This window comes from Enterococcus sp. DIV0901a (assembly GCF_051711525.1).
Taxonomy (GTDB): Bacteria; Bacillota; Bacilli; order Lactobacillales; family Enterococcaceae; genus Enterococcus_B; species Enterococcus_B faecium.
Genome location: NZ_JBIOMW010000001.1, coordinates 2,105,980 through 2,128,132 on the forward strand (window position 1 = coordinate 2,105,980; position 22,153 = coordinate 2,128,132).

Annotated in this window: 20 protein-coding genes and 1 riboswitch; of the genes, 7 read left to right on the forward strand and 13 right to left on the reverse strand. The window is 38.3% G+C overall.

Annotation, left to right across the window (positions count from 1 at the left end):
• The first annotated feature begins 51 nt into the window (after positions 1 to 51).
• The 3 genes from IGL70_RS10160 (at position 52) to IGL70_RS10170 (ending at position 4,536) form a co-directional block, all read left to right on the forward strand.
• Positions 52 to 276, forward strand: a complete 225-nt coding sequence (locus IGL70_RS10160; protein ID WP_002294014.1) for a hypothetical protein — start codon at positions 52 to 54, stop codon at positions 274 to 276.
• Positions 277 to 1,054: 778 nt separating this feature from the next.
• The gene (locus IGL70_RS10165) at positions 1,055 to 2,770 is read left to right on the forward strand and encodes an ABC transporter ATP-binding protein (RefSeq protein ID WP_002319016.1); all 1,716 of its coding nucleotides are present in this window, start codon (positions 1,055 to 1,057) and stop codon (positions 2,768 to 2,770) included.
• A 2-nt stretch (positions 2,771 to 2,772) separates the two neighbouring features.
• Complete coding sequence (locus IGL70_RS10170) at positions 2,773 to 4,536, forward strand: ABC transporter ATP-binding protein (RefSeq protein WP_010723747.1); 1,764 nt, start codon at positions 2,773 to 2,775, stop codon at positions 4,534 to 4,536.
• A gap of 39 nt (positions 4,537 to 4,575) precedes the next feature.
• Here IGL70_RS10170 and IGL70_RS10175 read toward each other — a convergent pair whose 3' ends face one another.
• Both IGL70_RS10175 and mgsA read right to left on the reverse strand, forming a co-directional pair.
• Entirely contained in the window at positions 4,576 to 5,112 is a 537-nt protein-coding gene (locus IGL70_RS10175; protein WP_002289509.1) for a folate family ECF transporter S component, read from the reverse strand.
• Between the two features lie 37 nt (positions 5,113 to 5,149).
• Positions 5,150 to 5,248: riboswitch (THF riboswitch) on the reverse strand.
• A gap of 186 nt (positions 5,249 to 5,434) precedes the next feature.
• The gene (gene mgsA, locus IGL70_RS10180; RefSeq protein ID WP_002291069.1) at positions 5,435 to 5,857 is read right to left on the reverse strand and encodes a methylglyoxal synthase; all 423 of its coding nucleotides are present in this window, start codon (positions 5,855 to 5,857) and stop codon (positions 5,435 to 5,437) included.
• Positions 5,858 to 6,065: 208 nt separating this feature from the next.
• Here mgsA and IGL70_RS10185 point away from each other — a divergent pair, with 208 nt between their 5' ends.
• A complete protein-coding gene (locus IGL70_RS10185) occupies positions 6,066 to 7,175 on the forward strand; it encodes an ABC transporter ATP-binding protein (protein WP_002289507.1) in 1,110 nt (369 codons plus the stop codon).
• Between the two features lie 121 nt (positions 7,176 to 7,296).
• On the opposite strand, the gene IGL70_RS10190 is transcribed toward IGL70_RS10185, so the two are convergent.
• The 5 genes from IGL70_RS10190 to IGL70_RS10210 all read right to left on the reverse strand — a co-directional run bounded on the left by IGL70_RS10190 (position 7,297) and on the right by IGL70_RS10210 (position 12,069).
• Positions 7,297 to 7,926, reverse strand: a complete 630-nt coding sequence (locus tag IGL70_RS10190) for a hypothetical protein (RefSeq protein ID WP_002294011.1) — start codon at positions 7,924 to 7,926, stop codon at positions 7,297 to 7,299.
• 450 nt (positions 7,927 to 8,376) lie between these two features.
• Positions 8,377 to 9,261: a 16S rRNA (adenine(1518)-N(6)/adenine(1519)-N(6))-dimethyltransferase RsmA gene (rsmA, locus tag IGL70_RS10195; RefSeq protein WP_002324187.1), complete on the reverse strand. Its 885-nt coding sequence runs from the start codon at positions 9,259 to 9,261 to the stop codon at positions 8,377 to 8,379.
• Complete coding sequence (gene rnmV / locus IGL70_RS10200; RefSeq protein WP_002305490.1) at positions 9,254 to 9,823, reverse strand: ribonuclease M5; 570 nt, start codon at positions 9,821 to 9,823, stop codon at positions 9,254 to 9,256. Before rnmV ends, rsmA begins: the two co-directional genes overlap by 8 nt.
• On the reverse strand, positions 9,816 to 10,592 hold the full coding sequence (locus IGL70_RS10205; protein ID WP_002324188.1) for a TatD family hydrolase: 777 nt from the start codon (positions 10,590 to 10,592) through the stop codon (positions 9,816 to 9,818). Before IGL70_RS10205 ends, rnmV begins: the two co-directional genes overlap by 8 nt.
• Positions 10,593 to 10,746: 154 nt before the next feature.
• Positions 10,747 to 12,069 carry an APC family permease gene (locus IGL70_RS10210; protein WP_002319648.1) on the reverse strand — a complete coding sequence of 441 codons (1,323 nt, stop codon included), beginning with the start codon at positions 12,067 to 12,069 and terminating at the stop codon, positions 10,747 to 10,749.
• Positions 12,070 to 12,243: 174 nt separating this feature from the next.
• Between IGL70_RS10210 and IGL70_RS10215 the strand changes: the two genes are divergently transcribed.
• The gene (locus IGL70_RS10215; protein WP_002307249.1) at positions 12,244 to 12,831 is read left to right on the forward strand and encodes a hypothetical protein; all 588 of its coding nucleotides are present in this window, start codon (positions 12,244 to 12,246) and stop codon (positions 12,829 to 12,831) included.
• Positions 12,832 to 13,314: 483 nt separating this feature from the next.
• On the opposite strand, the gene metG is transcribed toward IGL70_RS10215, so the two are convergent.
• Positions 13,315 to 15,324: a methionine--tRNA ligase gene (gene metG / locus IGL70_RS10220; protein WP_002289325.1), complete on the reverse strand. Its 2,010-nt coding sequence runs from the start codon at positions 15,322 to 15,324 to the stop codon at positions 13,315 to 13,317.
• A gap of 267 nt (positions 15,325 to 15,591) precedes the next feature.
• Here metG and IGL70_RS10225 point away from each other — a divergent pair, with 267 nt between their 5' ends.
• Together IGL70_RS10225 and IGL70_RS10230 are read left to right on the forward strand one after the other, a co-directional pair.
• Positions 15,592 to 15,870 (forward strand): hypothetical protein, encoded by a 279-nt coding sequence (locus tag IGL70_RS10225; RefSeq protein ID WP_002289337.1) that lies wholly within the window; start codon positions 15,592 to 15,594, stop codon positions 15,868 to 15,870.
• A 96-nt stretch (positions 15,871 to 15,966) separates the two neighbouring features.
• Positions 15,967 to 16,788, forward strand: a complete 822-nt coding sequence (locus IGL70_RS10230) for an NUDIX domain-containing protein (protein WP_002293995.1) — start codon at positions 15,967 to 15,969, stop codon at positions 16,786 to 16,788.
• A gap of 283 nt (positions 16,789 to 17,071) precedes the next feature.
• Here IGL70_RS10230 and IGL70_RS10235 read toward each other — a convergent pair whose 3' ends face one another.
• The 5 genes from IGL70_RS10235 to opp3b are packed head-to-tail and all read right to left on the reverse strand — an operon-like array spanning position 17,072 to position 22,098.
• A complete protein-coding gene (locus IGL70_RS10235; RefSeq protein ID WP_104874045.1) occupies positions 17,072 to 18,082 on the reverse strand; it encodes an RNA-guided endonuclease TnpB family protein in 1,011 nt (336 codons plus the stop codon).
• Between the two features lie 11 nt (positions 18,083 to 18,093).
• Complete coding sequence (locus IGL70_RS10240; RefSeq protein WP_002289330.1) at positions 18,094 to 19,047, reverse strand: ABC transporter ATP-binding protein; 954 nt, start codon at positions 19,045 to 19,047, stop codon at positions 18,094 to 18,096.
• Positions 19,037 to 20,107: an ABC transporter ATP-binding protein gene (locus IGL70_RS10245; protein WP_002289332.1), complete on the reverse strand. Its 1,071-nt coding sequence runs from the start codon at positions 20,105 to 20,107 to the stop codon at positions 19,037 to 19,039. The genes IGL70_RS10240 and IGL70_RS10245 overlap by 11 nt, the downstream gene beginning before the upstream one ends.
• A 5-nt stretch (positions 20,108 to 20,112) precedes the next feature.
• On the reverse strand, positions 20,113 to 21,156 hold the full coding sequence (locus IGL70_RS10250; RefSeq protein WP_002293994.1) for an ABC transporter permease: 1,044 nt from the start codon (positions 21,154 to 21,156) through the stop codon (positions 20,113 to 20,115).
• The gene (opp3b, locus tag IGL70_RS10255; RefSeq protein WP_002293573.1) at positions 21,157 to 22,098 is read right to left on the reverse strand and encodes an oligopeptide ABC transporter permease; all 942 of its coding nucleotides are present in this window, start codon (positions 22,096 to 22,098) and stop codon (positions 21,157 to 21,159) included.
• Between the last annotated feature and the right edge of the window lie 55 nt (positions 22,099 to 22,153).

The following is a 22,153-nucleotide window of genomic DNA, read 5'->3' on the forward strand; positions in this document are numbered from 1 at the left end:
TTTATACTGGAATTTCAACATATGAAAGAATAAGGAGGCTATGACTATTCAATGAAATCGGATAAATATAAAAACAGGAAACATACTTCCTGGAAAACTTTTCGAGAAATCATCGGATCTTATCTCGCTGTAGTTGTATTTTTGCCTTTGCTTTATATGGCTATGACAGAACAAACTCGTTTTATTGGCGTAGATACGCAATATATAGCCGAAACAGGATTTTTATTCATCTTTATCTTGATTTTTGCGTTCTATAAATCCTTCCATACAAAATAAGATTCACAGATTTCAACTTTCCTGTCTGTTTTTAGCTATTACAAATCCTTATATGTGGTATAACAACAATTTATTGGCATAATGAGGAAAAACGAGTTATGATGCTTTCAGAGAGTAAAGAGGTACTGTTGTCACCATCCTTTTTATTGATTACGTACACCACTCTTAGTTTTTTCCCATTGATTACGAAAACAAGGTAGAAACATTGATGTTCCTACCTTGTTTTCTTTTTTTATTTTCAGATCAAAATCTCAAGTAGCTTTTGACTTGATGTCGGGAGGTTGTCTTCGTTCCATCAAACCTGATAGAATCTGCGCCAAACCATAGTTTTCTCCACTATTATTTATTCCTCTAAGATAGTACCCACAATAAACGAATAAATATTTTTCTCATTTTCATACTCCTTCTTTGAAAATCAATTAGATTTCTCTCAACCCACTTTTTTACAAAAATTACGTAGCAAAAAAGATTGCAAGAACAAATTAAAAAAGAAGTAAATAGAGTTTCATCTATAAACATTTACTTGATATATTTTTTATGCAGAATTCATTTATAGAAAAATTAAGTAAAATAGACGTTCCTATGAATGAAGAGACTGGCATGTTTTCTCATTTTCTTTTTTTTAAAAAAAATAGTCTATTCAATTTCTAAAGCTTCTTCATAATAAAACTTTCATTTATGAAAAGGCTTGTTCTCTTTTCATTCTAAATTTCCTAAGCTACAATGTGGTAGTACTTGTTTTTTCAATTGTGGACAAATAAATAATAGGAGGAATCATATGATTCAGTTATTACGTTATGCAAAAGACTATCGTAAGCAAATCATTTTGGGCCCGTTCTTCAAATTTCTTGAAGCTGTCTTCGAACTTGTCCTGCCTTTAATGATGGCTTCCTTGATCGATAATGGACTAAAAATGAATGACCGAGGAAAAATCATTGAAATGGGCTTATGGATGGTCGCTATGTCTGTGATTGGTCTGATTTGTGCTATCATTTGCCAATACTATGCTTCAGTAGCTTCACAAGGATTTGGTACAGAGTTACGTAATCAGCTAATCAAAAAAATCAATACTTTCTCTCACAACGAGTTGAATCATTTTGGAACAGATACCTTGATCACCCGAATGACAAACGACATCAATCAGCTTCAGCTAGCTTTAGCAATGGTCATTCGTTTATTGATCAGAGCACCGTTTTTAAGTATCGGGTCAGTGGTCATGGCTTTTGTGATCGACTGGGAAGTAGGTCTGTTTTTCTTAGCATTATTGCCTATTTTCTCAATCATTTTATTTTTTATCATCAAAAAAACCGTTCCTCTCTACCAAAAAGTGCAAGAAAAACTAGATCAGCTCAATGAACACGTTAGTCAGAATCTTAGCGGTGTTCGTGTCATCCGCGCATTTGCGCAGACAAAAAAAGAAACAGAGAAGTTCGATAAAAGCACAAATGATCTAGCGAACAATTATTTACGTGTTTCCAATATCTCTGCCCTATTATCACCTGCTACAACCTTGATCATGAATATCGGGATCATCTGTTTGCTGACAGTTGGCGGGATCAAAGTAAATATTGGTAGCTTGCAACAAGGACAAGTTCTTGCTTTGATCAATTATATGAATCAAATGCTTTTGGCACTGATCGTTGTTTCAAACCTCGTCGTGATCTTCACACGTGCCGAAGCTTCAGGAAATCGGGTGAAAGAGGTGCTAGACACAGAAAATTCGATTCTTGAAGCTGAGGTCAGTACTACTCCCGATTTTTCTTCTGAAGCAATTATCGCTTTTGACCATGTTGACTTCCGTTATACTCCTGATTCTGGTCTTTCTCTCCAAAATATTACCTTTCAGCTGAAGCGAAATACAGTCCTTGGAATCATTGGTCCAACCGGAAGCGGGAAAACGACTTTGACACAATTGATTCCGCGTTTCTATGATGTCAGTTCCGGTACAGTTATAATGGACGGAATGGATGTTCGTTCTTGGCAGCTGGATCATCTCCGTCAGCAAATTGCTCTTGTTCCCCAAACTTCTGTACTATTTACCGGGACTATTCGTGAAAACCTTCAATGGGGTAAGAAAGACGCCACAGAAAAAGAATGTTGGGAAGCTCTGAAAATCGCTCAGGCAGAAGAATTTGTCCGTCAGCTTCCAAATGGTTTAGATACAAAAGTCATGGAAAATGGGAAAAATTTCTCTGGCGGACAAAAACAGCGACTGACGATTGCAAGAGCTTTGATTGCCAAGCCAGCATTACTGATTTTAGATGACTCTTTAAGTGCGTTGGATTATCAAACAGACTTGGATTTGCGTAAGGCGCTACAGACTTATCTTGGCAGTACAGTGATTATTATCTCCCAACGTGTCCGCTCTATTCAAGAAGCACATCATATCTTAGTGATGGATCAAGGTAAGATTGCTGCTCAGGGTACCCATGAAGAATTACTTGCTCAATCAGCAGAATATCAGGAAATCGTCGCATCACAGGAGGAAGAATAGTTATGAAAGTAAAAAAATTATCCTTGCAGACGCTCCGCCGATTCATTCCTTACCTTACTGCCTATGCAAAAGACATTTGGCTAGCTGTGCTACTAGGAATCATCAATGGGATTGCAACAGTTGTGATGACGTTACAAATTGGTCAAAGTATCGATCAAATGATTGGAGAAGGACAGGTCCGCTTCAATCGACTGTTCCATTTACTTATTCTATTCGGTGGTATCGTTTTAATCAACGTAGTCAGTCAATGGCTCATCCAAGTGTTAAGCAATCGGTTAGCTTACTTATCCGTTGCAAAATTAAGAAAAGATGCATTTGCTCATCTGAATCGATTGCCACTTCGTTATTATGATCAAAACTCCCACGGAAATATCGTCAGTCGATTTACAAATGATATGGACAATATTTCCATTGCAATTTCTGCGGCCTTCAATCAATTATTTTCTGGAGTGGCAATCATCATTCTTTCGTTTATTTTTATGATGCGTCTAAGTCCACTTCTGACATTGGTCGTTCTTTGTTCTACACCAATTATTTTCCTTGTGAGTTGGATCGTTGCTCGTGCTTCACAAACAAATTTCGATAGACAGCAAAGGATTATTGGGGATATCTCGGGCTTTGTGACCGAACGAATCGGTAACCAGAAAATCGTGAAAGCTTTTCAGCAAGAAGAAGCTAGTCAACAGCAATTTGAACTGCTAAATGCTGATCTATATGAAAAAGGACAACGGGCACAATTTTCTTCTTCCTTGACAAACCCGTCTTCTCGTTTTGTAGATCACCTTGCTTATTTATCGATTGGTTTAGTTGGCGGCCTATTGGCATTGAAGAGTGGTTCGTCAATCACTGTTGGTGTGATTTCCAGCTTTACGATCTACTCAAGTCAGTTTTCTAAACCATTTATCGAACTTTCTGGAATCACGACACAACTGCAAACCGCTTTTTCTGGTCTAGAACGAGCATTTGATTTGATCGATCAGCCAGAAGAAAAGCCTGATTTGCCAGATGCCTATGCCTTGGAACCCAAACATATCAAAGGAAAAGTCTCTTTTGATCATGTTTCTTTTTCTTATGACCCCAAACAGCGTTTGATCGAAGATTTCAATTTTACTGCTTATCCAGGTCAAACCATTGCTATAGTAGGAAAAACAGGGGCCGGAAAATCCACACTTGTTAATTTGCTGATGCGTTTTTATGACACAACAAAAGGAACAATTACAGTCGATGACCATGACATCCGCTCTATCCAACGTGATACATTACGTAAAAGTTTTGGAATGGTGTTACAAGATACTTGGCTATTTGACAGTACATTGCGAGAAAATCTTCGTTTTGGGAATCCGGAAGCAAGTGACGCAGAAATCAATGATGCCCTAAAAGCCTCTTACATGTATGAATTTGTAGAACGTTTGCCGGAAAAATTAGATACTAAGATTGGCGGTCAAGGGTTAAAGATATCAGATGGACAACGCCAACTGTTGACGATTGCTCGAACGATGATCAGTAATCCCCCTATGTTGATCTTAGATGAAGCTACCAGCTCAGTCGATACATTGACAGAGAAAAAAATCCAACAAGCCTTCTTAGCAATGATGGAAGGAAAAACCAGTTTTGTGATTGCCCATCGCCTGTCCACAATCAAAAATGCGGACCAGATATTAGTGATGGATCAGGGAGCTATTGTCGAAATGGGCACCCATGATGAGCTGCTTCAAAAAGATGGTTATTACCGACGGCTCTATCAAGCACAATTCACAGCACAATAAAAACAAGCAGTCTTCTGGGATGGGAAGACTGCTTGTTTTTTATTTAGCGTGGATCGCTAAACTTCTTAAAATTTTTTTGTAAGGAATACTACGTCCTACGTAATAAATGGCAATTGATTGAATCGGTAACCATATTACTGTTTTTAACAGGCGGGGCGCCCAAACGACCCAGCTGAACAATGGCACATGGTACATCAACGCAAGCCATAATGGTGTCAAAAATAAGTTGATGATCAGCGTGACACTAAGCGTAGCCAGAATGGCATTTTTCCAAGTGATCTCTTTTCGATAGAAAAAGAATCCGTAGATTGCTCCTTCAATAAATGCATTCAATGTAAATCCAATAAAGAATGCAGATTTCGAGAAGAGGGCCATTCCTACTAAATCAGCTAAAACTGCGCCTATCCCTGACCAAAAAGGACCAAAAAGAATGCCCATGATCACTTGTGGAATAAATGTGACACTGATTTTAATAAATGGGGTCTCGATTGCTACCAGTCGGGACAAAGTGACCATCAATGCAATCAATAAGCCCATAATAGCAATCATACGTGCGTCTAACCGGTGTTTCTTCATTTTTAGCATCTCCTTTAAGAGCTGCTACATCGTATCATGCAGCGAATGCGAAAATAAAACCGCGAACATTACGTCCTTCGTCCAAGAGGCAACATCCCATCCTCTTAGCACTTAACGCTTTATTTTCTACTCTGTATTATTTTTGGGATCTTTTCCCACAGAAACTATAGCATATTTTCACATTTACTGCAAATACGAAAAACTAATATTATTGTTTATATTATCCAATACGTTCGTATTATATCGCATATTATCAGTTTGTTTAGCTTTTATAGCTACATATAGGCGAACATTAAACGTTATTTTTCCATACGCTTATCCATCAAAATGAAAGTGGACGCTTGTCTATTTCATGGACGATTCTTCGAAAATCTAGGAAGCCGGCTTCCAGTCCTCTTAGTAGCACCTCAGCTGTTCCGATATTCGTAGCTAACGGAATCTCATAGACATCAGATAAACGGATAAGTGCTGTTACATCTGGTTCATGGGGCTGTGCAGCCAGCGGGTCTCGAAGAAAAATCACCAAATCTAACTGATCCTCCGAAATCATGGCTCCAATTTGCTGATCCCCGCCTAACGGTCCGGATTTAAACCGATGGATCGGCAAGCCGGTTGCTTCCGTGATCCTCTGCCCAGTCGTCCCGGTAGCAAAAAGTTCATGTTTTTCCAATATTGTTTTATACGCTGTTGCTAATTTCACCATCATAGGTTTTTTTCGGTCATGAGCGATCAAAGCGATTTTCATAAGAGACACTCCTTTTGATATTGTTAACATACTTATTTACTCCAGTGTATCAGTTTTTATTTCTTATGGATATTTATTAAAGCTTAAAACTAGCACATTGACAAAAAAAAGAAAAAATTCTTGTTCAACATGACATTGAAGTTAGTTAACGCTTTCATTTATACTTTAAATAGTTAATAAAACTAAAAAAGAAAGTGTGGAACGTATTATGGTAGAAATGGCTCTGAAAAACGTATATAAAAAATATGACAATGCAGAAAATTATTCTGTAACTGATTTTAATCTATCAATCAAAGACCGTGAATTTATCGTTTTTGTTGGTCCTTCCGGTTGTGGAAAGTCAACTACTTTGCGAATGATCGCGGGACTGGAAGATATCTCTGAAGGAGAACTAAATATCGGCGGAAAAGTCATGAATGACGTGGCACCTAAAGACCGTGATATTGCCATGGTTTTCCAAAACTACGCATTGTATCCTCATATGACTGTTTTTGATAATATGGCTTTTGGCTTGAAATTACGTAAATATGATAAAGCAGACATCAAAAAACGTGTGGACAATGCAGCAGAGATCTTAGGTCTGACAGAATACTTGAAACGAAAACCAGCTGCTTTATCTGGTGGACAACGCCAACGTGTGGCATTGGGACGGGCAATCGTTCGGGATGCAAAAGTCTTCTTAATGGATGAGCCATTATCAAATTTAGATGCTAAATTACGTGTAGCCATGCGTGCTGAGATTGCCAAACTTCACCAGCGTCTTGAAACAACGACCATCTATGTTACTCACGATCAGACAGAAGCGATGACTATGGCTGACCGAATCGTTATCATGAAAGACGGATTTATCCAACAAATCGGTACACCGAAAGAAGTTTATGATACACCCGTCAATATGTTCGTTGCCGGCTTTATTGGATCTCCTGCCATGAATTTCTTTAATGTGACATTGAAAAATGGTGTTATCACAGATGGACATGGGCTTAAGCTTCGTATTCCTGAAGGGAAAAACAAAGTATTAGTTGAAAAAGGTTATGAAGGAAAAGAAGTTATCTTCGGTATTCGTCCAGAAGACATCCACAGTGAACAAGTAGCCCTTGAAGCTTCACCTGAAGCCGTAGTCAAATCAGAAGTTGTCGTTTCCGAATTACTTGGAGCTGAAACGATGCTTTACACAAAAACTGGTTCTACTGAGTTCATCTCAAAAGTAGATGCAAGAGATTTCCATAAACCAGGCGAAATAGTCGATCTTGCCTTCAACATCAGCAAAGGCCACTTCTTTGATAAAGAAACAGAACAAGTCATCAAACTTCCATAAATTGCCCCCTGTTAGAGCTGTGCCAGAAGATGTTGGTGCAGCTCTTTTTAGGACAAAAAACTCTCATCTTAGAGGATTTATTATCCATTACTAGATGAGAGTTTTTTTTGAGAGATCATGTCTAATATGTCGTTTTCTTCGCGTACCCTTGAATCGACTCTTTCCGATTTTCTTTTTTTGCTGCCGTAAATACGGGGATATCAAAATATTTGCTGAGTGTTCCTGCTATAAAATAAGCAATATTATAATCAACTAAACTGTGGATGAGCCCACCAATCCCCATCAAGATGAATACTGTATAAAAATATCCTTGAGAATAATATGTTTCAGGCATATTACCAATAAAGTAAAAGATGCTGACTACTAGCATTTCTGCTAAAGAATGAATCACACCGATCACAAAATTGAACCCTTGGAAACGCCAATTAGCAAAAGTAAACTGTCCATTTTTTAAAACGATACTCGGATGCTTTTGCAAGTACCAAGCCCCAATCAACGCAAACACAAGATGTGATAATGCTCGCAATGCGATGATAACCGGCGTTGTTAAAAAGAAACCAAATGTCGTACCTAGCGCAACAGCCACTGCAACTCCTGGTGTAAAAAACATCGCAATAAATAATGGCACATGAGACGCCAAAGTAAAGGAAGCTGGTGGAATCATGATTTTAGGCATGACCATTGGGATAATGACCCCCATCCCAATCAATAAAGCAGAAATCGTTAGTTTTCGAACTGAATTTTTTCTCATTTTTTCTCTCTCCTAATATGTCTTGACACATAAATGTCGACTTAGTATAACTCACTTACTAATAACTGTCAAGACACATATTCTTTTCTAAATCCATACAAAATGAGTGTGAGTATCAAGTATAAGAATTTTTTGATCAAGAAACAAAAATAGGAGATGTGACAAAATTTGTGTCACATCTCCTTGTTCGGCATAATAGTGGTCAAAAGCTTGCATCAAGTAATAAGACCAACTAACTCAAAAACATGAGAAGCTGTTTTTTGAAATTGTTCCTTGTGACTTAGAGTTAAACGGCAGGCCCACAACCTCTTTCTTAAACGGTGTTCAAAAGCTTGCATCTGCGGTAATAAGCCCAAACAAACGAAAAACATGAGGAACTATTTTTGTTTGGCTGTTCTTATTACTTGATGCAGGACAGCTTTTTCACAACTTCTGTCACAACCTCTTTTTTTACTGCTTATTTTCTGACATCGCATTGCTTAATGCGGCGAATTCTTGTAATGACAAAGTCTCCCCACGACGTTTTGGATCGATTCCAGCTGTTTCCAAGCTTTTTGCTAACCATGCTTTTGTCTGGTCATCTTTGCCATAAGAATGCTGCAAGTTATTCCAAAGCGTTTTTCTTCTTTGCTGAAATGCCGCTTTTGTCAATCGGAAAAATGCTTTTTCGTCTGTCACTTCGACTGCCGGTATATCTCTTCTTGTCAGTTTCAAAATCGCTGAATCTACATTTGGCTGAGGGACAAATACTGTTTTTGGTACGATGAATGCTAAACTGGCTTCCATATAATATTGAACAGCAATCGATAATGAACCATAAGCTTTCGTTCCTGGTTCAGCAGAGATACGATCAGCTACTTCTTTTTGCATCATGACGACTAGTTCATCCACAACCAAATCTGATTCAAGAAAATGCATCATGATCGGTGTCGTAATATAGTAAGGTAAATTCGCTACGACTTTTAACGGAAGCTCCTCATGAAATGTTTCTCTAACAGCTGTTGACAAATCGGTCTTTAAAATATCTTGATGTACAATAGTCACATTGTCATAGGGTTGCATCGTATCAGCCAATACAGGGATCAAACGATCATCGATCTCAAATGCTACGACTTGTTTTGCATGCTTGGCTAATTGTTCCGTCAATGCACCGATTCCTGGTCCAACTTCGATCACGTTCGTATGTTCATCTATTTGCGCAGTTTCTACGATTTTCCTTAAAATATTTGGTTCAGTCAGAAAATTTTGTCCTAAACTTTTTTTAAATGAAAAACCATGTTTCAATAAAATCTCTTTTGTTCTAGAGGGTGTCGCAATTTCACGATATTCACTCATGTTGTTCCTCCACTATTTTCATTGCTTGGGCGAGTTCTTTCGGCGTAATACGAAACATCTTCAAACGTTTTTCCAATTGTTTGCCGTTCGTGTAACCGATGCGCAACTCGTCACCTAGTTTTTCTCGTTTTTCTTTTGCTTGTGCCCCAGCTATTAAACCATAGTCTAAAAGGTCTTGTCTAGTGATTTCAGAAACAGCCGTTTGGGAAATGTCTGGCGTCACGACCTTTTTCAATGCTTCTAAAATAGCAGCATCACTTGCATGCTCGACACCAAGGCTTCCCTTTTTCTTTGGTTTAGCTTGTGTGCGCGGCAAAAAAGCATGTTTTGCCTGAGGAACAGCTTCCATAATGATTTTTCTTATTTTTTCTCCTGAAAAATCAGGATCGGTAAAAACGATCACTCCACGAGTCTCTTGGGCATGTTCAATTTGCATCAGAATCTCTTCATTGATTGCAGACCCTATTGTTTCTATCGTATCTGCATCAACTACTTCCCGCAGCCTTCTTGTATCGTCTTTTCCTTCAACGACTATAATCTCTTGGATCTTCATCTTATCCATGTTCGCTTAGACCAAATAATCGGTGCGTATTTGTCCATGTTTGGGCAGCCACTTCTTCTGTCGGAAGATTCCGAAGTTCAGCAATCTTTTCTACTGTATAACGAGTATAGCCTGGTTCATTCCGCTTTCCTCTAAAAGGAACTGGTGCCAGATAAGGGGCATCTGTTTCCACAAGTAATCGTTCGATTGGTACATTTGCTGCAGCCTCTTGGACGTCTAATGCTTTTTTGAAAGTGACGACACCGCTAAATGAAATATGCATCCCTAAGTCAAGAAATCGTTTTGCCCATTCATAATCACCACTGAAACTATGCATGATTCCACCGATATCTCGAACATCTTCTTCTTTTAGGATTTGATACGTGTCTTCAAGTGCTTCTCTAGTATGAATACTGATTGGTAGGTTCATTTCTTTTGCGATAGCAATCTGTCTGCGAAATACTTTATCTTGGACTTCTTTCGGGTCTTCCATCCAATGATAATCCAAGCCAATTTCCCCTAATGCTACAACCTTTGGTAAAGTCAATTGTTCTTGTAATTTATTTTCGATTTCTTTCGTATAACTGCCAGCCTCTGTCGGATGCCAGCCGATAATACTGTATATATTTGGATAGTCATGGCTTAATTGCAAAGACTTTTCAATCGTTGGCGTATCGAAGCCCACGACCGCCATTTTCGTTACCCCCATTTCTTGTGCTCGCTGAATCGTTTCTGGAATATCTTCATTGAACTGTTCAGCATTTAAATGGGTATGAGAATCAAATATCATGTTTATCTCTCCTTTTCATTCTTACTTTAGCACATAAGCACTACTTGCAGAAGTAGCAAAAATCAAAATAGAAGAACTTGTTTTATTGAAATAGAAAAAGCACGAAGATCTAGAGGACCTAGTTCGTACTTTTTCTGTCTGTTGTTGAAATATTTTACTCTTCTGAGCGTTTTTTCTTTTTTTGATAATAGACTGGGATACCTATCAAGGTAACACCTATACCGATCAATGCTAATTTCGTTTGCGTCATCATCGTCATACCTAAAATGAAAATAGCGCCGAGAATCGCAATAATCGGAACGATTGGATAAAGTGGTACTTTATATGGACGTGGCAATTCTGGCGCTTTTTTTCTTAAAATAAAGACACCGATAAAAATCAGTAAACTGAATAGCCACATCACAAAAATCAACATGTCTGTTAAAAAGTCGAAAGAACCAAGGCTCATCATAATACAAGCTACTGCTAACTGGAAAATCGCAGGAACATAAGGAACCGTAAACTTCTTTGAAAGCTTTGTCAGCTGTTTACTGAAAGGTAGCTCGTCTTCTAAAGCCATCGCATAAGGCACGCGGATCCCAGTTAGTGTATAACCGTTCAATGCACCGTATACCGAGATCAAGATCCCAATAGTGACCAGCTTTCCACCGATTCCCCCAAAAATGACGTCTGATGCTTCAGAAGCTGCATTCAAATTACCGGCAAGATGATCAATCGGCAAAGTTTTCAAAAAAACAAAATTGATCAATAGATAAACGACTGTTACAAAACTCAAACCAAGAATAATTGCTTTAGGCAAATCTTTTTCCGGCCGTTTCATTTCCCCTGCCATTGCACCGACACCTAACCAGCCGTCATAAGCAAATAACGTTGCTAACAACGCACTGCTCAATCCTTCGACAAAAGTAACATCTTTTCCAGCTTCGATTGGAAATAACTGGACAGTTCCTTGTCCTGGGGTCAATAATCCCCATATGACAATCACAGCAATTGGTATTAATTTAACAATCAACGTCACTGATTGTACAGAAGCACCGACTTTTGTCCCTAACAAATTCAACCCTGTCACAGAAACAGCGGTGATCACTGCAATCAACAAAAGATAATCGGTAGATAATTGTAATAAGTTCGTCAATTGTGTCGCAAAGATAATCGATAATGCAGCAATATTAGCAGGAAAGTAAATCAAGCTTTGCGCCCATCCTAATAAAAAGCTGGGCAATTTTCCATACGCAGCTTCAATATATTTTACAGCTCCACCAGTTTCCGGGATTGCTGTAGCTAATTCAGCCACTGTCAATCCAGCACAGATCGTTAAGAAACCACCCAAAAGCCAAGCTAGCAATGTCAAACTTGTAGACTGAGTACTAGCAGTAACAGCAGCAGTTTTGAAGAAGACGCCTGCACCGATCACGGTTCCCATAACGGTAGCTAATGCGCCAAACAGATTGATTTCTCGTTTTAGTTTGCCTTTCATTCCCATCCTCTTTCTTCTTTGAAATTTGGTATAATTTTCAGTATAACTGAGAATATTTTAATTTACCATTCTTTTTTCTCCACTTTCAGTGAAAAACTCCCTCTTAAGACGGATGTATTTCTTTTTTATTTTTCGTATACTAAACCTACCTTTTCCACGAAGGAGGAACAGTTTATGGATTTTAAGCGTTCTTATCCGAAATTAGCAGATTATTTATCCAACCGGGTCGATTTTTCCCGTAAAGAACAACAGCAGTCCCGTTGGCATTGGTTCACATTAATTTTATTTGGATTAATGACTGTTGCAACGTTATCACAAAAACTAATATTGCTGACTGTGTTCATCGCAATCGTTGCATTGATCAAAGGTCCTGTGATGATCTTGTGGGGGATGTTGTATTCCTTTTTGGTTGGGCTTTTTCCGCCTATCGGTATTTTGCTTTCAGCGATTTTCTTTTTATTGAATATCGGAACATTTACAAAGAACTGGCGGATGACCTTAGTCGGGATCTATTTTTATTTCTATCCTTTTGGAGTGATGGCACTTAGTGAAGTCATGCATTGGGATAATCATTGGTTTATAGCTGGCTCCTTGCTTTTAGGGTTGATCTTATTACACGTGATGTTGACAAAGCTCTATCAACATTATGGTATCGGACGTACGATTTTCTGGTATGTCTTTTCGATCCCATTTGCACTGCTTACTGCTCTCTTACCAAGCCGTTTGAAGACAAAAATAAAAGGTTACCATAAAATCAAGTGATAGGATTTTTACAAAATAAAGAAAACAATCATCGAAGTCAAAGCCGATGATTGTTTTTTTATCTATATTTTCAATCACACATATAAGAACACAAACTAATTGAACATAAAGTGATAGAACTTAGAATTAACACATCAACGCTACTGTTAGATATAAATATAGATGTAACAAAGTCATTGCATTCAAACTTTATGAATGTAAGGATAATAAAAAAGAGTACCAGATGAATCAATTAAAATCTGCCCGACCCTTTATCATTATGCTTTTTTTCTGTTTTTACGATTCCTATCCTATTAGTATTATTCTAAATTAACAAAAATCAGCGAAGCTCCTACTTCTTTTTCTAGGATTTATTTTGGATAGTTCTCTGTTTCTGTATTATATGATTGGCTTCGAGTAATAAGAAGGAATTTACGAAAATTGCTTCTCAAATTTCGGAAAAAGGGGGTATGACACAACTAGTGTCATACCCCCTTTGAATTTCTATGCGATTTCTGAGCCATTTGGCATGGATTTTGGTGCTTCGATCACTTGTAAAGAGCCATCTGGTGCTTCTGCAGAAAGGATCATTCCTTGACTGATTTGTCCACGCATCTTTCGTGGTTTCAGATTTGCTACAATGACGACTTTTTTCCCGATCAATTCGCTTGGATCAGGATAAAATTCAGCGATTCCTGACAAGATTTGACGGTCTTGGCTGTCTCCAGCATCTAGTCGGAATTGCAGCAACTTATCTGCCCCTTCTACTTTTTGACAGTTGATGACTTCTGCTACTTTTAGTTCTACTTTTTCAAATACATCAAATTTGATTTGTTTTTCTTTCGTTGAAACAAGTTCTGTTTCTTCTGGATCCCATTTGACTGTATCTTCGTTTGTTTGAGTACCTTCAGACATTTTTTCTTGAATAAAAGCAACTTCTTCTTCCATATCTAAACGTGGGAAGATTGGTGTACCTTTTGCAACTACTTTTGTTCCTGAAGGAAATTCGCCAAAGTGTAATCCTTCAAGATTCATTGTTTCAGAGTCCAATCCTAGTTGATTGAAGATCTTCTCTGGCGTTTCTGTCATGATTGGCTGAAGTAATATCGCTGCGATACGCAAAGATTCAGCTAAATGGATCATGACACTATTCAATTCAGCTTTCTTTTCTTCGTCTTTTGCTAATACCCATGGTTCTGTTTCATCAATGTATTTATTTGCACGAGAAATCAGCACCCAGATTTCAGCCAACGCTGTATTGAATTCCATTTTTTCCATTGCATCATGGTAACGTCCGACAACGTTAGCAGCCGTCGTAGACAGTTCACTGTCAAATGGAGTGACAAGTGAAGCATAGTCAGGAACGAGTCCATCACAATATTTGTTGATCATAGCAATCGTTCGATTCAATAAGTTCCCTAGATCATTTGCCAGATCATAATTGACACGGGAAACAAAATCTTCTGGCGTAAAGACACCATCTGACCCAAACGGAACAGCACGAAGCAAATAATAACGAAGTGCATCTAAACCATAACGTTCCACAAGCATTTCAGGATAAACGACATTTCCTTTTGATTTAGACATTTTTCCGTCTTTCATCAATAGCCAGCCATGCCCAAATACTTTTTTAGGTAGAGGCAAATCAAGAGCCATCAACATGATTGGCCAATAGATCGTATGGAAGCGAACGATTTCTTTACCGACCATCTGAACATCTGCAGGCCAGTATTTTTCGAATAGACTTTCATCTTCGGAGCCATATCCTAGTGCAGTAATATAATTGGATAATGCATCGATCCATACATACACCACATGTTTCGGATCACTCTTGACTGGTACCCCCCAAGTAAAGGTTGTTCTTGAAACTGCAAGATCTTCTAATCCTGGTTTGATAAAGTTGTTGATCATTTCGTTTTTACGAGATTCTGGCTGGATGAATTCGGGATGTTCTTCATAGTATTCCAACAGACGGTCTGCGTATTTGCTCATGCGGAAGAAGTATGATTCTTCTTTTACCAATTCTACTTCGTGTCCACTTGGCGCTTTACCACCGATCACATTACCTTCGTCATCTTTGTACACTTCTGCAAGTTGTGTTTCTGTAAAGAATTCTTCGTCAGAAACAGAGTACCAGCCTTCATATTCACCTAAGTAAATATCTCCCTGTTCTAATAAACGATCAAATATTTTTTGAACAGCTGCTTTATGGTAATCATCTGTCGTTCGAATGAATTTATCATAACTGATATCAAGCGTTTTCCATAATTTCTTGACATCAGCCGCCATTTTATCTACATATTCTTGCGGTTTTACACCTAGTTCTTCTGCTTTTGTTTCGATTTTTTGACCATGTTCATCCACTCCAGTGAGATAAAACACATCAAAGCCCATCAACCGTTTATAACGAGCAATTGCGTCACATGCAATCGTAGTATACGAGTTGCCGATATGAAGTTTGCCGCTTGGATAATAGATTGGCGTAGTGATATAAAAAGTTTCCTTTTCTGCCACGGGGCTCTTCCTCCTTTATCGCATGATGCGAATTCGTTTCCTTGCTAGTATACCATAAAAAAAGCATGCTGTTAGCTTTTTTTCAAAATGAAAAAGACTGGATAAACGACTTCTATCTACGTTCAATCTATCCTTTAAAAGGATGAATAGGTTGAATAAATGCGGGTTTTTGTTTTGTTTCATATCTACTAAAAAACGGCTTTTTATTTCTCCCCTCACACGTGGTATAATAAAGACTATCTATCTTAGTAAGGGACTGGAACAATCATGCAGAAGAAACATCTTTTTTTTACACTTAGTATTGCTTTTCTTTCATTAGCACATTTAATATTCAGCTATTTTTATATTCGTATGTATGGTTATTTTAACCTCCATGGGCATTTGAACAGTTTTATGACAGCAGCTTGGATTTTGCGTTTTATCATTGACGTATATATCGTTATTTGTGGCTTCTTTGCCATTCGTGAAGAGCGGTATAAAGTATTGCCGTTTTATCTGCTTTTCTTTTTATTCAATCTCATACTTCCATTTATTTTTCATATTTAAATGATAACCTAGATTTTTCAAGTAAATCCTTGGTTTTTTTTCAGAGTCTGCTACAATAAGGTAAAAAGTACTTTTACTGTCAATGGAGGTGGTCAGATGAACCGTTTTGCTTCTAAAGAAGAAGAAAAATTATATTATGAACATGAAGCAAGTGAAGAAGAATTTCTTAACTGGTATCAAAAACAGGAACGTCCAGAATATGACAAGCCCTCTTTGACTGTCGATATCGTACTGATGTGCTATAACAAAGAAGAAGATCAGCTGAAAGTTTTGTTGATCCAAAGAAAAGGGCATCCTTATCGAAATTCATGGGCATTGCCTGGTGGCTTTGTCCAAAAGGATGAGTCAACTGGAGAAAGCGTCTTAAGAGAAACAAAAGAAGAAACTGGTGTTGTTATTTCAAAAGAAAATATTGAGCAACTGCATACATTCAGTACGCCTAATCGAGATCCGCGAGGCTGGGTCGTCACAGTCAGCTACTTAGCCTTTATTGGAGAAGAACCGCTAATCGCCGGAGATGATGCCAAGGAAGTACGCTGGTTCACACTAGAACGTCATAGTAACAAGATCCATTTATCTAGCGGAGAAGTGGCTATCTCGCTTGATTTAGTCACTGGAGAGTCTTCTGGCAAAGATACTTTGGCTTTTGACCATAGTCAAATCATCTTGAAAGCATTCAACCGTGTAGTCAATAAAATGGAACACGAGCCGCAAGTTCTACAAGTTTTAGGTAAAGATTTCACGATTACGGAAGCTCGAAAAGTATTTGCTAAATTCTTAGGGATCGATTATAAAACGATCGATCATTCCAATTTTAAGAAAGCTATGCTCCAATATTTCGATGAGATCGGTGAACGTCCTGTAGGAATCGGCCGTCCTTCAAAAATCTATCAGCTCAAGCCGGGGCACCATGAATAAGATTGTGAGCAAAAGATTCAGACCTAATCATTCAAGAAAGAACGCAAAAACAACTCTTTGTGAGTTACGTTTTTTGTTTCAGAATTTTGATGTATTCGTAAACTTTCTGAATAAAAAATTAACAATAGCAGAAAAAGCTCGTACGAACTTTTCTGCTATTGTTTTATTGGTTTGTCATAATTAGTGAGCTTTTCTTCAAAAGAAAAATTCCTAGAAACAAAAGTCATTAAGACTTTTTATTAACAAGGCGAACCCTAACGCTCCTATCAGTTTCATTCATTTTTTATCCCTTGATAACCGAATGTCTGCCCATTTCTTCTACTACCTGGCTCTTTCTTACGGAATTGCTTTCTTCTGCTCCGTCGGTATTGATCAAAAGAAATTTTTTATTATACCATTGGGACTTATAACGCAATTTTGTTATTAATTTATGCCAGTCATGAATAGAAAAATCAGCATGTGCTTCTTCTTTTGGAAAAGATTCTACAAATAAGTAGTCATATTCTTTGACCAATTTCCCAGATAATTGTTCAAGATAATCTTCTCGCTGGTTCTTTTGTTTCAGATAAAGATCCATTACTTTTCTCTTTTGTTTCTGATAATTGCTTGCCTGATCTAACCTGATCTTTCTATGGTGAGCGGAGCGGACTTTCACATTCAATTTCCGCTGTGCATGTTGCAGCTTTTCTTCTGTTTGGTGAAATTTTGGTAAAGTTACTTCTAGAGGTCGAGATGTTTGGATCAATGTCTTCGGATGATAGGCGATCCCGATCCATTTAGCTAAAGATTCTTTTTTTACTGACGAAACATCACAAAGTAGTGCGACATAAAATTCTTCATTATATCGAGCAGAAATCGTAGCGGAGCGAATCGATCCTTCAACTGGCCGATGCTGATTTATCTTGATTAGTTCTTTTTGTTTTGGTAACTTTAAGTAGCCATTTTCCAGATAGATCGTACGGGTTTGGTTGTTGGTCGTATAAGATTGCCACATACTTTTTTTCGTTTTAAGCTTTGGGAAGCTGGCACGTCCCTTGAAATAATTGCGAAAAGCCCGATCCAAATTAAGCTGTGCATTTGCTAAAGCAAGACTGTCTACTTCTTTTAAGAATGGGTATTCTTTTTTTAATGTAGCGGGTGTGAGCGAAAAATTGGCTACTCCTGTTTGTTGCCAACTTTTCTGCCGCTTTTTCAGCAAATGGTTATAGGTAAATCGAGCACATCCAAAAGTACGAATCAATTGCTGTTTTTGTTCTTCTGTCGGATACATACGGAATTTAAAAGCTTTTAGCATCTATGTCCCTCCTAGTTAGCAACCAGAAGAGATTCCTTTTGTCGTTTTAGTTTTTTTGCGTAATATGGGACTTCCTGCTCAGTTGCATAGACAAAATGTTCTGGTGCGATTTCACGAAGTTGACGTACTTGTCCGTCATCTGGTTCAGGTTGATATTTGATTCTTCTGCGTTTTCTCTCATGGTCTGGATCTGGTAGAGGAATAGCAGATAACAAACTTTCTGTATAAGGATGAACACCGTGATTATAGATTTCATCACTTGTTCCCATCTCTAATAACAAGCCGTTATGCATTACACCGATTCGGTCACTAATATGTTTAACCATCGACAAATCATGTGCAATAAATAGATAGGTCAATTGATGTTCTTTTTGGAGATCTTGCAACAAATTGACCACTTGGGCTTGGATCGACACATCTAGTGCAGAAATTGGTTCATCACAAATGATAAAACGCGGTTTTACTGCCAATGCTCGTGCAATACCAATACGCTGGCGTTGCCCACCTGAAAATTCATGAGGATAACGAGTACCGTGGCTTGGATTCAATCCAACAGTTCTCAATAGATCATCGACTTTTTTTGCACGCTCTTCAGATGATTTAGCTAGTCCATTAACATCAATTCCTTCGGCGATAATATCTCTGACTTTCATCCGAGGATTCAACGAAGCATATGGATCTTGGAAAATCATCTGAACATCATGCCGGAATTTCGTCAAACCTTTTTTATCTTTGATCTTCGTTATATCTTGACCGTCGAATAATATCTCACCATCAGTAGGTTCATTCAAACGAATGATCGTACGGCCAGTAGTGGATTTTCCGCTTCCAGATTCTCCAACTAAACCGAATGTTTCTCCTTCATAGATGTGAAAGCTGATGTCATTTACAGCATGTACTTCATTCTTTTTTCCTACATTGAAATACTGTTTCAGTCCTTTAACTTCAAGTAGTTTATTTGGCATCAGCAATTCCTCCTTGACCGTAAGTATGTTTTTGTTTCTCTTTAAAGATAGCCCAGCGACGTTGGATTTCTTCTGGCGGTGTCACTTTGGGTGCCTGCGGAGCAAGTAGCCAAGTTGCTGCCTTGTGTGTTTTTGATAGTTCAAAAAATGGTGGTTCTTGTTCTGCATCGATTTTCATCGCGAATTCATTTCTTGGATAGAATGCGTCTCCTTTTGGCGGGTTCAATAAATCCGGTGGAGAACCAGGAATAGCATACAATCGATCGTTCGCACTATCTAATGTCGGCATTGAACCAAGCAGTCCCCAAGTATAGGGATGTTGCGGGTTGTAGAAAATTTCTTCCGATGTTCCAACTTCAACGATTCTTCCTCCATACATGACAGCGACACGATCAGCGACATTCGCTACTACACCAAGATCATGAGTGATAAAGATAATTGATGTATCGATTTTTGTCTGAATTTCTTTCAGCAGCTCCAAAATCTGTGCTTGAATAGTCACATCAAGCGCTGTTGTAGGTTCATCAGCAATCAGGATTTCCGGATAACATACCAGTGCAATCGCGATCACGATCCGTTGACGCTGACCTCCTGAGAACTGATGCGGATAACTGTTGATACGTTTCTCAGCTTCGGGTATTCCAACTAATTTAAGCAATTCTAATGCAGCTTTTTGTCCCTCTTTTTTTGAAACTTTATTATGCTTTCTAAGGGACTCAGCGACTTGCTTCCCAATGGGCATCGTCGGATCTAAAGAGGTCATTGGATCTTGGAAAATCATCGCTATTTCTTTACCACGGATTTTTTGCATCTCTCTTTCTGATTTTCCAACGATATCGTTACCTTTAAAGAGGATTTGACCAGCATCTATATTGGCGTTGCTTGACAGCAAGCGCATGATGCTTCTGGTCGTCACTGATTTTCCACTTCCAGATTCCCCAACGATCGCCAATGTTTCTCCTTTATTCAAATGAAAATTGACACCGCGAATCGCTCGTACCTTTCCAGCATACGTATCAAAAGAGATTTCTAAGTCTTTCACTTCTAAAATTTTCGTCATCGTCTTCACTCTTTCATTTTAGGATCAAAGGCATCACGCAATCCATCAGCAAGTAAGTTAAAGCCAATCATGATAACCGATAAAGTTACTGCCGGAATCCATAACAGATAAGGCAGATACAGGAATGTCTTGTACCCTTCGCTCAACATCGTTCCTAATGAAGCTGACGGAGGGGTAAGACCTAAACCGATAAAGCTTAAAAAGGCTTCGAAGAAAATAGCAGATGGAATACTAAACATCATTTGAATAATAATGACACTAGAGATATTCGGCAAAATATGTTTGAATGCAATTTTCATTCTTGATTCACCTAATGTCAATCCAGCTAAAACATATTCTTGATCTTTTAATTTCATTGTTTGTGCACGAACGATACGTGCCATTGGTATCCAGTTTGTGATGGCCATAGCAGCCACGATTGAAAAAATTCCTGGTTCAAAAACGACCAACATCAAAATCATGACAACGAGGTTTGGAATTCCTGATAAGATTTCCAAAAAACGTTGCATCACGTTATCGACACGTCCGCCTAACAAACCAGAAACCAACCCGTAAGCTACACCAATCGTTACATCTAGTAATGCAGCAATAAATGCGATCAGCAACGAGATTCTCGTTCCCATAAATAAGCGGCTTAATACATCACGTCCCAAACCGTCTGTTCCTAAAAAGAAATTTACGTTTGAAGGGACGTTTGCTTGAGCATATTTATCAACAAGTTCACCACCAACCATTGCTTTTCCATTCAATCCATCGATATTGATTCCCGGAATACGAGGAGGCAAATTGATATAAGCCACGTTTTGGGCAGTTGGATCATGAGGAGAAACAAAGATTGTGATCACAGAGATCAAAATGATGACCAATAGTAAAACCATTGAAATAACGGCAGCTTTGTTTTTCTTTAAACGGCGCCATGAATCTTGGATAAAATTCAAAGAAGGTGCAGTAATCTGTTCACGTTCTTCTTCGGTATTTTTTTGTAATGGAAGAAATTCATCCGCAGGGATATCTGCGACTGTTTCATAACGCTTTGGTATCATTTCCATTTATCCTCGGCTCCCTTCTGAAACACGAATTCTTGGATCAACTAGACCGTACAATAGATCCACGATCAAAATAACAAAAATCAGCATAAATGAGTAAAGGATCGTTACAGCCATGATCGTAGGATAATCATTTGTTGTGATTGACTTAACGAATTGTTCCCCGATACCAGGAATAGCAAAGATATTTTCTACCACCAGTGATCCGGTCATCAATGCTACAGCTAACGGTCCTAATAAAGTCATCAATGGAATCAAACTATTTCGAAGACCATGTTTAAAGGCGATTTCCCAACGGCTCAATCCTTTTGCTTTTGCTAATTCCACATAATCACTATGCAGTACTTCCACCATTTCCGTACGGATAAACCGAGCAGAGTCAGCAAGCGGCGACATGGCCAACGCAATTGTTGGTAAGATTGTGTACACAAAGCCATCCCATTTTGCGATTGGCAAAACTTGTAATTTGATTGCAAAGATATATTGTAATAAAACAGCAAATACAAAGTTTGGAATGGAACGACCTAATATCGCTACGAGTGTAGAAGATGTATCTGCCCATGTATTTTGCTTCATGGCAGAGATCGTTCCTAAAATCGTTCCTAGGACTGTTCCAAAGATAATTGCCTGTAACCCTAACTGCAAGGATGGTCCGATTCTTCCAGCTAACAAATGTGCGACTGGCTGGTTTTTAAATTGGAAGGAAATTCCAAAATCTCCTTGAAGCAAATTAGAAAGATAAATCCCATATTGTACGATAACTGGTTTATCCAAACCGACTTGTTTATTTAGCATCTCGATTGTTTCAGGACTCAAACGTTCCTGATTCGTATATGGCGTGCCCGGCAGCAATTGCATCAAGAAAAAGGTGATTGTTGCAATTAACCAAAGCGTGATGATCATGAAAAAGACACGTTTTAATACATATTTGATATAACTATTCACTAATGTTTCCCCCTAGCTTTTGACTTCTGACAGATGTTTCGCTACATTATTAGAT